A 15,410-nucleotide genomic window follows, 5' to 3' on the forward strand; every position below is an offset into this window, starting at 1 on the left:
ACAACTTTAAGGTAGTAGTGGCGAAGACACCGTCTATTTTGCTTGGCTTTGTAACAACCTCTGATTATATCGTTTAGGTGTGATTAAGTCGTTAGCCACCAAGAATCCCTCTGCTTTAGCTGTAGGGAGTGTGTCAAATAATATATGATAAAGACGTGATATTAAAAGAAATGATACAAAGTAAATTATCTGGTTCAGGTATAGTGATAAATTGAGAAATACACACTGAAAAATCTAACTTTGCTGGAAAAATTGCATATATGCCTATTGGTATTGATTGGATTAATATAGACTATTATGATAGTGAAAAAATTAGTTAGATGGCGATATAGTCTGTACTTATTTGAAAACATAAGAAGTTCATAAGAGAATTAATTAGGAGTAACGAACCTAATTGAAGACTCTAAAAATATATATAAATAAAAGAATAATTTGAGAAGTATTACAAATAATATTAGTATCTAATGACCAGTAAGGGTAAATCACTTGTGGAGCTTTTACTGCACTCATAGCGAGGCATTAGAGAATACAAGAAAATATTATTTTAAAATACGGTTGTAGGATCAATTTGAATAATTAAATTAACTGGTACAACCAAGGCTTAAAACTATCAAAAGATAGAAGAAGTGTGAATTATTTAATAAATTTATATTAATTTACTTAATATGAGTATATTTGTATATGTTTTTAGAACCAGAATGGGATATGCAACTATAGGAATTATTTTTAATGTTTATTTCCTCAGAAAAAGTTAGTAGAGTATGTAAATATAATCAGTATGAAGAAGCAATTTAAAAATAGACTCTCTATGTATAGAAATTAAAATACCCCTATAGATTAGATGTTTTATAAAACTATCTACTCTATAGGGGTATTTTGTGTATAATTAAAACATTGTAAAAAATTATCTCTTCAATAGATAACTTGATAAAAAGATAGAAAAAATAAAAATATTAAAACTTTTATATAAAGATAGTTCGTCTATATATATGTAATGAAAAGGAGGCTTCCGTGAAAGATGAATTTAATAATATTAAATAAAAAGAAAAAAGAAAAAGTATTTACTGACTATGTAATTCAAAATAGAAATTCATTTTATAAAGTAGCATATACCTATGTAAAAAATGAAAATGATGCACTTGATATAGTTCAAGAGGCAATATTAAAAGGATTATCTAAATTAAAATCACTAGAAGATATAAATTATATAAAACCATGGTTTTACAAAATATTAATAAACACTTCAATAGACTATATAAGAAAAAATAGAAAATATATTAATCTAGAAGATGAAAGTGCGATTGATAGTTTTATTGAACACGATATAGATTTAGATATTGATATACAAAGGGCACTAGATAGTCTACCAGAATTTAATAAGACCCTAATAATACTTAGATATTTTGAAGATATGAAGATATCTGATATAGCAAATATATTAGAACAAAATGAGAATACAATAAAAACTAAACTATATAGAACGTTAAAGTTATTAAGAATTCAAATAGAAGATAGTGAAAAAGGAGAATATTATGAGTAAGAATAAATTAGATAAATTGAAGGATAATTATAATAAAATAGAAATCCCTAGTGATTTGGAGAATATAGTTAATCGAAGTCTAAAAAATAAAAAAACTTTTAGGTATAAAAAATTATCATTAAGTGTAGCATCTCTTGGAATGGTAGTACTTTGTATTAACATAAGTCCTGTATTTGCAGATACTTTAGAAAAAGTTCCTGTAATAGGGAGTATAATAAAAGTTGTAAGAATTTCTAATTATAGTGTAAATGATTATGGCTTTGATATATCAGTAGAGGTCTCTAAGGTTGAGGGATTAAAAAATAAAGAACTTCAAAATAATATAAACAAAGAAATGGAAAGAGAAGGCAAAGAGCTGTATAAACAATATGTAAAAGAAATGAAAGAACTTAAAAAAGATAATATAGAAGGAAAAGACTTGGTAAAATCATGGTCTGAAACTAAAACAAATAATGATAAAGTATTATCTTTAGTAGTATATACTCATCATGCACAAGGGTCATCTAATACAACCAGAAAATTCTATAATATAGATAAGAATAAGGAGACAGCTTTAACACTTAAGGGAATGTTTAAAGATAAAGATTACATAAGTATAATAAATGAAAATATAAAAAATCAAATGAGAGAGCAGATGAAAATAGATGAAGGTAAAGTGTACTGGATAGATAGTGAATATCCAGATATGGACTTTAAAACTATAAAAGAAAATCAAGGTTTTTATATAAATGACAAAAATGAATTGGTAATTTGTTTTGATAAGTATGACGTAGCACCTGGTTGTATGGGATTAGTAGAATTTATTATACCTAAAGAAGTTTTAAAGGTAAACTTATAGAAGATGAATAAATATACAATAGAAAAAAATATATTAATGCCCATAGTGATTAAAACTATGGGCATTAAATATATAAAAATTCACATATAATTTTTATAGGGGAATATTATGAAAAGTAGAAAAATATAACTGTGTATAATTAGATCAGTTTTGTAAAAACTTATAATATAAATTATAATATTGATACATACGGAGGTAAATATGAAAAAGATATTAGTAACAATAATTATATTTAGCATGAGCATATTTTTTGTAGCATGTAATAACTCAACTACACAAAAAAAAGCACAGCCTGAAGGCAATGATAAAATAACAATAGAGCAAGCAAAAGAAATTGCATTAAAACACGCTAACCTAAAAAGTGATCAAATTAAATTTGTTAAAGAAGAAAAGAATATTGAAAATAGTGTAGAAAAATATGATATAGAGTTTTATCATGATAACAAAGAATATGATTATGAAATAAATGTAAGTACTGGAGAAATTTTAGAATATGACAATGAGGTAGAAGAATATACTATTGTACAACCATCCACATCTGAGAAGAATAGTAAAATAACACTAGAGCAAGCTAAAGAAATAGCACTAAAACATTCAAATTTAGCAAATGACCAAGTTGAATTTATTAAAGAAGAAAAAAATAGTGATAATGGAATTGAAAAGTATGAAATAGATTTTTATCATAATAATATAGAATATAACTATGAAATAGATGCTAATAATGGAAGTGTTATAGAATACGAAAAAGGTAATTAGAAGATAGTAAATGAATATCAAGAAGGCTATAAAATATAATATAGCCTTTTTGATATTTTTTGTTACAAAAGTTCTATCTAAGTTTTCTATATTAATATTAAAATAAAGCGTAAATAAAGATTGACTCAGATGTTTTTACCTTATTAAAATTAAATAAGATATAGAAAACTTATGGTTAAGAACATAAGATGGGAGTGGGTACAGATATTATGAAATTTAAAATATTACATACTAACGACATTCATAGTAGGACGGACAATTTTTCTAAAATTTCAACTAAAATAAAAGAGTTAAAAGATGAAAACACATTAATTTTAGATGCAGGTGATTTTCATGATTTTAAAGATGTAATGTTTCAAGGAACAGATGGAACTGTTGGAGCAAAGTTGCTTTTAGAAGCTGGATATGAAGCTATTGCAATTGGGAATAATGATGGGTTTGAAGGGGTAGATATACTAACGTCAATGATAAACAATACAACCTTACCATTTTTATCTTGTAACATAGTTAATTTGGATAAAAGTAGTATTGAAGGAGTTAAAAGAAGTATAATAATTGATAAATCTGGAGTAAAATTTTTAATTATTGGAACCTCACCTGATTATAATGATTTTTTTCCTTTGCTAGGTATGAATGCCTTAGACTATAAGGAAGAAATTTTGAAGGAAATAGATTTTAATAAGGGGAAATATGACGTATGTATTTTGCTTTCACACTTAGGGCTTATTGAGGATACTGATATTGCTAATACTATGGACGGTATAGACATTATAATTGATGGTCATAGCCATAAGTTAATGGAAGAGGTGCAATTAGTTAATAATACTTTTATTCATATGTCTGGTTGCTACGGTGAAAATTTAGGAATTTTAGAATTTGACTATGATGGAAAAATTAGCAATGTTAAGGGGCTAAATTATAATATAGCTAATGAAAAAATGGACGAAAGTATTCTAAAGATTATTGAGGAAAATAAGAAGATTGCTAAAAATAATCTAGGAGTACCACTTTATAATATTAATAGAGATATGTGGCATGATGTAGTAGAGGAAAATCCAATAACGAATTTATTAGCAGACGCTATTAGAGATGTATTTAATTGTGATATTGGTTTAATTAACAGCGGAATTATGAACAGTGGTATAAGAAAAGGTGAAGTATCTTTAAAAAAGCTAATTGAAATATGCCCTTCACCATTAAACCCAACATATATGGAAATACAAGGTAAATATTTAAAGTCAGCACTAGAGCAGTCTTTAGAACCTGAAATTTGTTACAAGGATGGCTCAGGGGCAGGATTTAGAGGAAAATTTTTAGGAAGACTACATATTTCAGGAGCCTTAATTGAGCATAATGAAAATCATATAATCAAAATAATTATCAATGGACAAGAACTTGAGGAAGAAAAATACTATAGAGTTGCAACTTCAGATTATTTACAAAGAGGTAGTGGTTATAAAGATTTAGCTAATAATAAAAATGAAAAATATAAAGTAGAGTATATTAGAATAATACTTAGAGACTATTTGTGTAGAGAAGAATTTATAAAAAATGCCTCTGTTGATAGATGGATAAATAAAAAAATAACGAAAAAATGTTGATATTATAAAAAATTATGCTACAATAATGTTAAATAAATAATAAAAATCAAACCATGAAGGTTCTTGTGCAAATTGATTGCACTTTAGCTTTTTATGGTTTTTTTATTGCATAGTAATAAAGGGGGATAAATTTTATGAAGGTAAAAAGATCAATAGGGGTATTATTAGCAATAATGTTGACAGCTACATCAATTGTAGGATGTACCACTAAAGGTGGAGAAGATGGACCCAAAGAAGCTACCAATACACGTAAAGAAAATAATGAACTTGTAGCGGCAGTAGCAGTTGAACCAACAGATGGATTAGATGCTACAGTAGGAGGTCATGGATCTATGACTAGGGTATTTTTCTCTACCTTATTTAAAAGAGATAAACAACTAGGCATGGAAAACGATTTAGCTACAGGGTATGAAGTGTCAGAGGATAAGCTAACATGGACAGTAAAATTAAGAGAAGATGCAAAGTTTACTGATGGTGAAAAATTAACAGCAGAGGACATAGTATTTACTTATGATACAGCAAAAAAAAGTGGTTCAAGTATTGATTTGACAGTATTAGAAAGTGTAAGCGCAAAGGATGAATATACAGTGAAATTTAAACTTACAGAACCACAATCTATATTTATAGAAAAGCTTGCTTCAGTAGGAATAGTTCCAAAACATGCTTATAATGCAGAGTTTGCTAATAATCCAATTGGTTCAGGTCCATATAAATTTGTTCAATGGGACAAGGGACAACAAGTTATTGCTATAGCTAATGAAAATTACTACGGTGAAAAGCCAGGTATAGAAAAACTAACATTAGTATTCTTAGGTGGAGATGCAGCTTATGCAGCAGTTAAATCAGGAGATGTAGATGTTGCATCAATACCAGGTTCTTTTGCAAAGGAAAAAGTACCTGGAAAAGAAATAATAACATTAGATAGTATAGAAACATACGGAGTAGAATTCCCGATGCAAGCAAGTGGACAAAAAAGTGAAAAAGGTTATCCAATAGGAAATGATGTTACTAGTGATAAAGCAATAAGAGAAGCTTTAAACTATGCAATAGATAGAGAAGAATTAGTTGAGGGTGTTTTAGAAGGGTATGGTAAAATATCAACAACAGGCTTAGAGCAAATGCCATGGCTAAATGAAGAAACAGTATTAACTGGAGATGGAGATATAGAAAAAGCAAAACAAATTTTAGCTGATGGTGGATGGAAAGATACAGATTCAGATGGAATTGTAGAAAAGAATGGAAAAGATGCGCAGTTTAAACTATTATATACAGATGGTATGTATAGACAAGATTTGGGATTAGCAGTAAGTGAGACAGCTAAACAAATAGGTATAAAAATAGAGTTAGAACTTAAAACTTGGGATAATATTGAGCCAGAAATAAACTCTCAAGCAGTATTATTTGGATGGGGTTCAGGTGATCCATCAGAACTACATAGTCTATATAGTAGTGAAGTACTTGGCAAAGGAGCTCCTTGGAATAATGCAGGTTACTACAAAAACAATACTGTAGACAAATACTTAGATCAAGCTATGCAAAGTGAAGATGAAGGAAAAGCTATGGAGTTTTGGAAAAAAGCTCAGTGGGATGGTAAAACAGGATATTCAACTAAAGGTGATTGTACATATGCTTGGTTAGTAAATGCAGGTCATATATATATTGCAGATGAAAATTTGAATATTGGAAAACCAGTAGTTCAACCTCATGGAGGAAGAATATTAGATAATATAACTGAATGGAGCTGGGAGTAAAGTGTATATAGTAAAGAAGTTACTAAAGTTAGCATCATTATTAGTTGCAGTATCTATATTAACTTTTTGTTTAATGGAAAAATCTCCTCTAGACCCAATAAATGCTTATGTAGGAGCAGATTTAACTGTATCACAAGCACAAAGGGAGGAGATTGCAAAACATTGGGGGCTTGATAAGCCTCCAGCTGAAAGATTTATGGCATGGTTTTCATCTATTGCAAAAGGTGATTTAGGAACATCAATGATATATAGAAGACCTGTAGTAGAAGTAATAGCAGAAAAATTTATGGCTTCACTTGTACTTATGTTTGTAGCCTGGATTATTTCGGGATTCTTGGGTTTTTTGCTAGGTATAATTTCAGGTATGAATGAAGGAAAAATAATTGATAAATTAATAAGAGGATATTGTTATGTACTAGTATCCACACCAACATTTTGGCTAGGTATATTATTTATTATGATTTTTTCTGTAAAATTAAAATTATTTCCTGTGGCTTTAGGTGTTCCAATTGGTGTACTATCTAGCGAAGTTACACTAAATAGTTTGGCAAAACATTTGGTATTGCCTGCATTAACATTAAGTGTATTAGGAGTAGCAAATATTTGTCTACATACTAGGGAAAAGGTTATAGATATACTTAGTTCTGATTATATATTATTTGCAAAGGCTAGGGGCGAAAGTAAGAAAAGTATTATATTTAATCACATCATTAAAAATGTAGCACTTCCAGCAATAACTTTACAATTTTTATCTTTTAGTGAATTATTTGCAGGAACTGTATTTGCTGAGCAAGTATTTTCGTATCCAGGACTGGGGCAAGCAACAGTTCAAGCTGGAATAAAAGGAGACTTACCTTTACTAATGGGTATAGTACTTGTAAGTGTGTTATTTATATTTACAGGTAACTTAATGGCAGATATTTTATATAAAGTAATAGATCCAAGAATGAAGGAGGGGGCGGTTAAATGATTGAACAATATGAAAACATAACTGTAGAAAAAAATAAAAGTCCCCTACTTAAGTTTGGTATTAGAGAAAAAACAATAGCTTCAATTGCTTTATTTACAACATTTTTAATTTTTATTTTAATAGTAGGAAGTTTTATAACAGAGGAACATTTATCTATTAGCTTAATAAATAAAAACTTAGCTCCTAGTTTAGAATACATATTTGGAACTGACTGGATGGGAAGAGATATGTTTTATAGAACAATAAAAGGGCTAAGTTTAAGTATGAAAATAGCAATTATGGCTTCTTGTATAAGTGGTATTATTGCATTAACGTTAGGATTATTAGGAGCCACACTAGGGAAAAGAGTGGATTCTTTTATAACATGGCTAATAGATTTATGTTTAGCTGTACCTCATGTTTTAGTAATAATACTTATATCTATTGCAATGGGAGGAGGACTAAAAGGTATAGTAATAGGAGTATCTTTAACACATTGGCCTTCTCTAACTAGAATAATAAGAGCAGAAGTTATGCAAATAAATAATTCAGAATATGTAAAAGTATCTAAAAACTTTGGTAGAAGTAACTTGTATATTGCTATTAATCATATTTTACCTCATATAATTCCACAATTATTAGTAGGTATTGTACTTATATTTCCCCATGCAGTGTTACATGAAGCATCAGTTACATTTTTGGGATTTGGATTACCACCACATGAACCAGCTATAGGGATAATATTATCTGAAGCTATGAAGTACTTGAGTAGTGGAAGATGGTGGCTAGCATTTTTCCCAGGAGTTAGTTTAGTAATGGTTTCACTTATGGTTGATAATATAGGGAAACAAATAAGTAGACTTATAAATCCTAAGATGGCTAATAAATAGGAGGAAACTATGAAAAAACCAATATTAACAGTAAAAAACTTAGGCGTCTCCTTTTCACAATATACAAAAGGATTAAGAAAAAGAGATTTAAAGGTAATAACAGATTTAGATATAGAACTTTATGAAGGTGAAATTTTGGCAGTAGTAGGTTCTAGTGGTTCAGGAAAAAGCTTATTAGCGCATGCTATTCTTGGTATATTACCTAACAATGCAACAACGGAGGGTAATATTATTTATAAAGAAGAAGAGTTAACTTCAAAAAGAAAAGAAAAACTTAGAGGTAAGGAAATAGTATTAATTCCTCAATCTGTAAACTACCTAGACCCGTTGATGAAGGTAGCAAATCAAGTAAAAATATCTATAGAAAATAAAAATAAAGCTGATGAATTGCAAAATAGTATATTTAAGAAATATGGGTTAAGCGAAAAAGTAAACAATTTATACCCATTTCAGCTTTCAGGAGGAATGGCTAGAAAAGTACTTTTGTCAACAGCATTAGTAACCAATACTAAAGTGATCATTGCAGATGAGCCAACACCAGGATTAGATGAAAAATCTTTAGATGAAGTATTAGGTCATTTTAGAGAAATTGCAGATAATGGATGTGCAGTACTTATGATAACCCATGATATAGATGCAGCACTTAAAGTTGCAGATAAAATAGCTGTTTTTTATGCAGGGACTACATTAGAAGTAGCCAATGTAGAGGATTTCAAAAATGGTGGTGAAAGCCTTAGACATCCATACTCAAAAGCCCTATTTAATGCTTTACCACAAAATAAATTTAAACCGATAAAAGGTTCTCAACCACTCCCAACTGAATTACCACAGGGATGTTTATTTTTTGAAAGATGTGATAAATCATCAGAGAAGTGTAAGGTAATTAGGCCTAAAACAAATCAAGTCAGAGATGGGATGGTGAGATGTTTAAATGCTACTTAAAGGTGAAAAAATTAGTTTCAAATACAATAATACAGAGCGTTATATATTTAAAGATTTAGATTTTGAAATAAATAGTGGAGAAATAGTAGGTCTCGTAGCTCCTAGTGGATTTGGGAAAACAACATTAGCAAAAATTTTATCAGGTTATGAAAAGCAATATAGTGGAAAAGTTACAATAGATGGAGAAGAATTTAAAAAAAATGGTTATAATCAAATACAATTAATTTTTCAACATCCTGAAAAGGCAGTGAATCCAAAGTGGAGAATGGACAAAATTGTAAATGAAGCTTTTGAACCATCACAAGATTTATTAAATGAAATGGGAATAAAAAAGGAATGGATGAACAGATGGCCAAGTGAATTATCTGGTGGAGAGCTTCAGCGATTTTGTGTAGTGAGAGCATTATCAAATGATACAAAATTCTTAATAGCTGATGAGATGACAACGATGCTAGATGCAATTACACAGGCCCAAATTTGGAATGTAGTCTTAGAATATGTAAAAAAACAAAATATAGGTTTAATTGTTATAAGCCATGAAAAAGCTTTAATTGATAGATTATGTGATAGAATAGTTAACTTAGATGAATTTAAAGCTATAGTGTAGAATAAAGTTACAAGAGTCAGGAATTTTTTTCTGGCTTTTTTAATATTCAAAATTATAAATATTATTAATAGCGTTTGTACAGAGATATAAGATTTATATTGTTGTAGAAATCTTTATACTATAAATAAAATGTAAAAAAATAAGATAATACGAAAAAAATTAAAGGAAATAGGAAAAAATGATAGAATTTAAACAAAGATAAAAGAGTTAATAAAATTATATATATCAAATTATAAATGGTAACTTAAAGGGGTTGAGCAAAATGAAAAGTATAAAAAGTAAAATTGTATCTAGTGTTTTAGTTCTATTTATTCTGGCACTATCATTAACGATAGGTATTGGACTAAAAAGAAGTTCAACTACCATGGAACAAGTCGTAAAATATGAATCTTCGCAAAAGATAAAAGGTAGTAATGAAATGTTACAATTATATATTAAGGAGCAATTTACAAAGGTACAAAATAATAATGGAGAGCTAGTTGATATTAATGGTAAGGCCATAAAAGGGAATTATGATTACATTGATAAATTATCTGAAAGTATGAATCTAGTGGCTACAGTTTTTGCTAAAAGTGATAGTACATATACTAGAGTATTATCAACAGTAAAAGATGAACAAGGTCAAAGAGCTGTAGGCACAACATTAGACCCTACTGGTAAAGCATACGAGGCAATCTCAAAAGGAGAATCATATTTTGGTGAAGCTGAAATTCAAGGGAAAAAGTATTTAACTGGTTATGATCCAATGTATGATGATAATAAAAATATAATAGGGGCATACTTCTGTGGGATTGATATGGAATCTGTTAATACTTTAATAAGTGAGGGTAACAGAAGTACTATTATAGGAGTAGCCTTAGCAGCAGTAGTAGTATTAATATTTGTTGGAATAATTATATATGTAATAGCTTCTTCAATTTCCAAGCCAATTAAAAAGATAACTAGTGCAGCTCATCAAATAGCAGAAGGTCATTTTGATGTAGATTTGGAAATAAATTCAAAAGATGAAGCAGGCGAACTTGCAGAGGCATTTAACAAAACTATTAATCAATTAGTAAATTATCAAGAGTATATTGATGAAGTTTCTGTAGTATTATCTAAAGTTGCTAGTGGAGATTTAGATATTGAACTTGAGAAAAACTATGTAGGTCAGTTTAAAAAACTAGAAACAAATATAAATACATTAATCTATGAATTAAATTTTATGGTATATCAAATTGCACAAACTTCAGAACAAGTAGCAATAGGTTCAGATCAAGTTTCTGTGGGAGCACAAGAACTTGCACAAGGAACTACAGAACAAGCTAGTTCTATAGAAGAGCTTGCTGCAACAGTAAATGATATTGCATCTCAGATTAATGAAACTGCAGAAAATGCACTACGAGCAAAAAAAGTGTCCAAAGAAGCAACTGTTGCTACTGCAAAAGGTAAGCAACAAATGACAGAAATGGTAGTAGCTATGAATGAAATAAGTAATGCTTCGAATGAAATAGGAAAGATAATAAAAAATATTGATGATATAGCTTTCCAAACTAATATTCTTGCTTTAAATGCAGCTGTTGAAGCTGCTCGTGCAGGTGCTGCTGGTAAAGGATTTGCAGTTGTGGCAGATGAAGTTCGTAATCTAGCAGGAAAATCTGCAGAAAGTGCAAAAAATACAGCAATTCTTATAGAAACTGCACTTAATGCTATAGAAAATGGAAGGAAAATAGTTGATGAAACAGCAAAATCATTAGACTTAGTAGTAAAGGGTTCAAATAGAACAGAGCAAGTTATACAAAATATAGCAGATGCAAATAGCCATCAAGCAGAAGCTATTGCACAAGTAAATATAGGTGTAGAGCAAATTTCAGAAGTAGTTCAAAGTAATAGTGCAACATCAGAAGAAAGTGCTGCAGCTAGTGAAGAGTTGTCAGCTCAAGCTCAAGTATTAAAAGATACAATAAGTAAATTTAAATTAAAAGACACAATGTTTAATAGTTACGAAACTGATAAGTTACCTAAAAATGAAATGTTACAAAAACTAACTTTAGGAAAATTTAAAGTATAGGCTTTGAGCTGTTATATTACAGTTAAGTAAAACATTTGAAAATATAATATTTGATAAAGTAAAATTAAGGTGTTATACTAATGTTGAATAAAAAATAAAACACTTTAAATATTAACAAGCACTAGGTGTCAGAAGACTTAATAGGGAATTAGATGTAATTTCTAAGCTACCCCAGTAACCGTAAGACCGACGAAATCTCAATATACCACTGTGAAAGCGGGAAGGTGAGATGGAGGATGAAGTTGAGCCGGGAGACCTGCCTATGCAAAAGTTAGCTAAAACCTTCTGAGGGCAGGGTTAAAAGCATTATAAATGTTTATTAAAGCATACCTCAAGGTGTGCTTTTTTTGTCTTATATGCACCATAGAAAGTTTATAACTTACAGTTATAATGAAAGTGTTACAACAAAATCATATAGGAGGATTTATTATGAGAAAAAAATTATCAGTTTTATTATCTATAGTTCTAATAATAACAATAGGACTAATTGGATGTAGTAAAAAAGAAACTGTTATGAAAGATAGGGAAGGAAATAAAGTTGCACTTCCTAAAAAAATGGATAGAATAATATCTACAGCACCATCAAATACAGAAGTATTAGTAGAATTAGGATTAGCGGAAAAATTAGTAGCTGTAGACACTTATTCTGGTGATGTAAAAGGAATACCATCAGATGTAGAAAAGATAGATTTTAGTGCACCAGATGCTGAAGCAATCATAGCATTAGAACCAGATGTAATAATAGCTTCAGGGCATAATAAAACTGGAAATAGTAAAGATCCATTTGAAGTAATAAAAGAAGCTGGAATAAGTGTATTCTACATACCAAGTAGTAATAGTATTCAAGGAATATATGATGACATTATGTTTATGGCAGATATAACTAATACAAAACCTAAAGGTGAAGAAATAGTTAATAATATGAAATCAGAAGTAGAAAAAATATCAGAAATAGGTAAAATAATAAAGGACAAGAAAAAAGTTTACTTTGAAATAGGTCCTGCTCCTAGTCTTTATAGTTTTGGCAATGAAACATTCTTAAATGAAATGATAGAATTAGTAGGAGGAGAAAATATATTTAAAGACCAAAAAGGATGGTTAAATCCAAGTGAAGAGGCAGTATTAGATGCTAACCCAGATATAATACTAACTAATGTTAACTATGTAGATAAGCCAGTAGAATCAATAAAATCTCGTCCAGGCTGGGAAAATATTAATGCAGTTAAAAACAATCAAGTTTATTCAATAAGTACAAATCCATCATCAAGACCATCACAGCATATAGTAACAGCACTAAAAGAAATAGCAGTTGCTGTTCATCCAGAGAAATATGGAGAAAAATAAAAAACTAGCTTTACTATTTGTACCGATTGTATTTTTCATACTTTATATTGGAACTTCTATAGGAAGTTCCAATATTGATATATTAGATACAATTTCGATTTTATTGAATAAACTTTTTAATATACCTTTAAGAGAAAATATTGCACCTAAAGATGTTGCAATAATATGGTCAATAAGAGTACCTAGAGTTTTATTAGCATTTTTTGTTGGTGGATCTTTAGCAGTAAGTGGGGCAGTAGTTCAATCAGTACTTAAAAATGAACTAGCGTCTCCTTACACTTTAGGGGTTTCTTCAGGAGCCTCACTAGGTGCAGGACTAGTAATAATATTAGGATTAAATGTATCTTTCTTAGGAAACTTTACCCTTCCAATAGTAGGATTTCTATTTGGACTTTTAACGGTGTATTCTGTAATAATATTTTCATCTAAAATAGATAAAACAATGTCGAATAATACTATTATATTAGCAGGTATGGTATTTTCATTATTTGTAAATGCACTACTTACAACTTTAACAGCTGTATTTAGTGAAGACTTAAAAAGTATAACACTTTGGCAAATGGGTAGTTTTTCAATGAGAGGATTTTCTTATGTTCAAGCTATAATACCTTTTGTGGTAATTGGTATGCTAGGAGTTTCAAAATATATTCGAGAAATGGATATACTAACTTTTGGAGAAGAACAAGCTAAAGCAGTAGGTGTTGATACTAGCAAGGTTAAGAAAAGACTGTTCATATTTTCTACAATATTAGCAGGAAGTGCAGTTTCTTTAAGTGGAACTATCGGATTTATAGATTTAATATCACCACATGTAGTTAGAAGAATATTTGGTTCAAGACATATATACGTAATACCAATGTCCTTTATTTTTGGTGGATGCTTAATGGTAATAACGGATTTAATATCTAGAACTATAATATCTCCAGCAGAGCTACCAGTAGGAGCAATAACAGCATTAATAGGAGCACCATTTTTTGCTTATGTGTACTTTAGTAAAGGTAAGAGGTGATAGGTATGCTACAAGTAAGTAATCTTTATTGTAGATATGATGATGTAGATATAATTAAGAATGTAAGTTTTACAGTTGAAAAGGGGAAGAACCTTTGTATAGTAGGGCCAAATGGTTGTGGAAAAAGTACACTTTTAAAGTCAATAGCAAACATTATTGATTATAGAGGAAGTGTAAAAATTGAAAACAAAGAAGTATCTAAGTTTAATAGAAGAGAGCTAGCAACTAAAATTGCTTTAATGAGCCAGATAACACAAATTTATTTTCCTTATACTATATATGAAACGGTAGCTTTAGGAAGATATGCTCATTCTAATAAACTTTTTAATATACTAAGTCCTAAAGATAGAAAGATAATCATGGAGAGTATAGATAAAGTAGGGCTTTTAGAGCAAAAAGATAAGCTTATAAGTGAACTCTCAGGAGGTCAACTACAAAGAGTTTTCTTAGCTAGGACTTTTGCACAAGACCCAGATATTATACTTTTAGATGAACCAACTAATCACTTAGACTTAAAATACCAAATAGAATTATTAAAACACTTATCAACTTGGGCTAAAGAAAATGATAAGATTGTTATAGGAGTACTTCATGATTTAAACTTAGTTCATTATTTTAGTGATGATGTTTGCTTACTAGCAGATGGTAAGATAATGGCTTATGGTAAATCTAAAGAAGTTTTTGATGGAGATAATTTAAAAAATATATATGGCATAGATGTAAAAGAATTTATGCTAGAAGTATTAGAGAAGTGGAAATAGTTACAACAACAGTTGTAACTATTTTTTTACGCTTAAGCGAATTTTTTATTACTAGACTATTAATATATGTTTATTTATGTATAATTGATATAGTAACAAATAAGTTAGTCTGCATAGTCAAGGAGGACGTAGAATGAGTATAAATAATTATGAATGGAATCTCGAAAATGAATGGCTGCAAAAAGTCCTTAAAGAGACTACAAAGCAACTTGGTGAAAAGCGTGATGCTAAAAATAAACTAGCAAGAGATGCTAAAGAAACACAAAGAGAACTATGGAATGACTTAGGGTCTGTTTCTATAGACAATGGAATAGATAAAATTTCAGAGTTTGTATCAGCTATGGATGTTATGAAATATCAAAAAAGAAGCCA

Annotated in this window: 13 protein-coding genes, 1 pseudogene and 1 riboswitch; all 14 genes and pseudogenes read left to right on the forward strand. The window is 29.4% G+C overall.

What is annotated here, in order from left to right:
- Window positions 1-1,018: 1,018 nt before the first annotated feature.
- Window positions 1,019-1,540: an RNA polymerase sigma factor gene (locus ACRC03_RS18365; RefSeq protein ID WP_438654058.1), complete on the forward strand. Its 522-nt coding sequence runs from the start codon at window positions 1,019-1,021 to the stop codon at window positions 1,538-1,540.
- Entirely contained in the window at window positions 1,533-2,378 is an 846-nt protein-coding gene (locus tag ACRC03_RS18370; protein ID WP_438654059.1) for a DUF3298 domain-containing protein, read from the forward strand. Before ACRC03_RS18365 ends, ACRC03_RS18370 begins: the two co-directional genes overlap by 8 nt.
- Before the next feature lie 201 nt (window positions 2,379-2,579).
- Complete coding sequence (locus ACRC03_RS18375) at window positions 2,580-3,134, forward strand: PepSY domain-containing protein (RefSeq protein WP_438654060.1); 555 nt, start codon at window positions 2,580-2,582, stop codon at window positions 3,132-3,134.
- A gap of 209 nt (window positions 3,135-3,343) precedes the next feature.
- Window positions 3,344-4,735, forward strand: coding sequence for a bifunctional metallophosphatase/5'-nucleotidase (locus ACRC03_RS18380; RefSeq protein WP_438654061.1), 1,392 nt, complete (start codon window positions 3,344-3,346; stop codon window positions 4,733-4,735).
- Window positions 4,736-4,869: 134 nt separating this feature from the next.
- A complete protein-coding gene (locus tag ACRC03_RS18385; RefSeq protein WP_438654062.1) occupies window positions 4,870-6,486 on the forward strand; it encodes an ABC transporter substrate-binding protein in 1,617 nt (538 codons plus the stop codon).
- Window position 6,487: 1 nt separating this feature from the next.
- Window positions 6,488-7,456, forward strand: a complete 969-nt coding sequence (locus tag ACRC03_RS18390) for an ABC transporter permease (RefSeq protein WP_438654063.1) — start codon at window positions 6,488-6,490, stop codon at window positions 7,454-7,456.
- The gene (locus ACRC03_RS18395; protein WP_438654064.1) at window positions 7,453-8,325 is read left to right on the forward strand and encodes an ABC transporter permease; all 873 of its coding nucleotides are present in this window, start codon (window positions 7,453-7,455) and stop codon (window positions 8,323-8,325) included. The genes ACRC03_RS18390 and ACRC03_RS18395 overlap by 4 nt, the downstream gene beginning before the upstream one ends.
- A 9-nt stretch (window positions 8,326-8,334) precedes the next feature.
- Window positions 8,335-9,267 carry an ABC transporter ATP-binding protein gene (locus tag ACRC03_RS18400; protein WP_438654065.1) on the forward strand — a complete coding sequence of 311 codons (933 nt, stop codon included), beginning with the start codon at window positions 8,335-8,337 and terminating at the stop codon, window positions 9,265-9,267.
- Window positions 9,257-9,874, forward strand: a complete 618-nt coding sequence (locus ACRC03_RS18405) for an ABC transporter ATP-binding protein (protein ID WP_438654066.1) — start codon at window positions 9,257-9,259, stop codon at window positions 9,872-9,874. Before ACRC03_RS18400 ends, ACRC03_RS18405 begins: the two co-directional genes overlap by 11 nt.
- Window positions 9,875-10,136: 262 nt before the next feature.
- Window positions 10,137-11,924 (forward strand): methyl-accepting chemotaxis protein, encoded by a 1,788-nt coding sequence (locus ACRC03_RS18410; RefSeq protein WP_438654067.1) that lies wholly within the window; start codon window positions 10,137-10,139, stop codon window positions 11,922-11,924.
- 105 nt (window positions 11,925-12,029) lie between these two features.
- A riboswitch (cobalamin riboswitch) is annotated at window positions 12,030-12,202 on the forward strand.
- A 151-nt stretch (window positions 12,203-12,353) separates the two neighbouring features.
- A complete protein-coding gene (locus tag ACRC03_RS18415; protein ID WP_438654068.1) occupies window positions 12,354-13,268 on the forward strand; it encodes an ABC transporter substrate-binding protein in 915 nt (304 codons plus the stop codon).
- Window positions 13,255-14,277, forward strand: coding sequence for a FecCD family ABC transporter permease (locus ACRC03_RS18420; RefSeq protein ID WP_438654069.1), 1,023 nt, complete (start codon window positions 13,255-13,257; stop codon window positions 14,275-14,277). The genes ACRC03_RS18415 and ACRC03_RS18420 overlap by 14 nt, the downstream gene beginning before the upstream one ends.
- 5 nt (window positions 14,278-14,282) lie before the next feature.
- On the forward strand, window positions 14,283-15,038 hold the full coding sequence (locus ACRC03_RS18425) for an ABC transporter ATP-binding protein (protein WP_438654070.1): 756 nt from the start codon (window positions 14,283-14,285) through the stop codon (window positions 15,036-15,038).
- A gap of 133 nt (window positions 15,039-15,171) precedes the next feature.
- A pseudogene (locus ACRC03_RS18430) lies at window positions 15,172-15,410 on the forward strand (helicase); the annotation flags it as partial.

This window comes from Romboutsia sp. (assembly GCF_051659545.1).
GTDB lineage: Bacteria > Bacillota > Clostridia > Peptostreptococcales > Peptostreptococcaceae > JBOFOR01.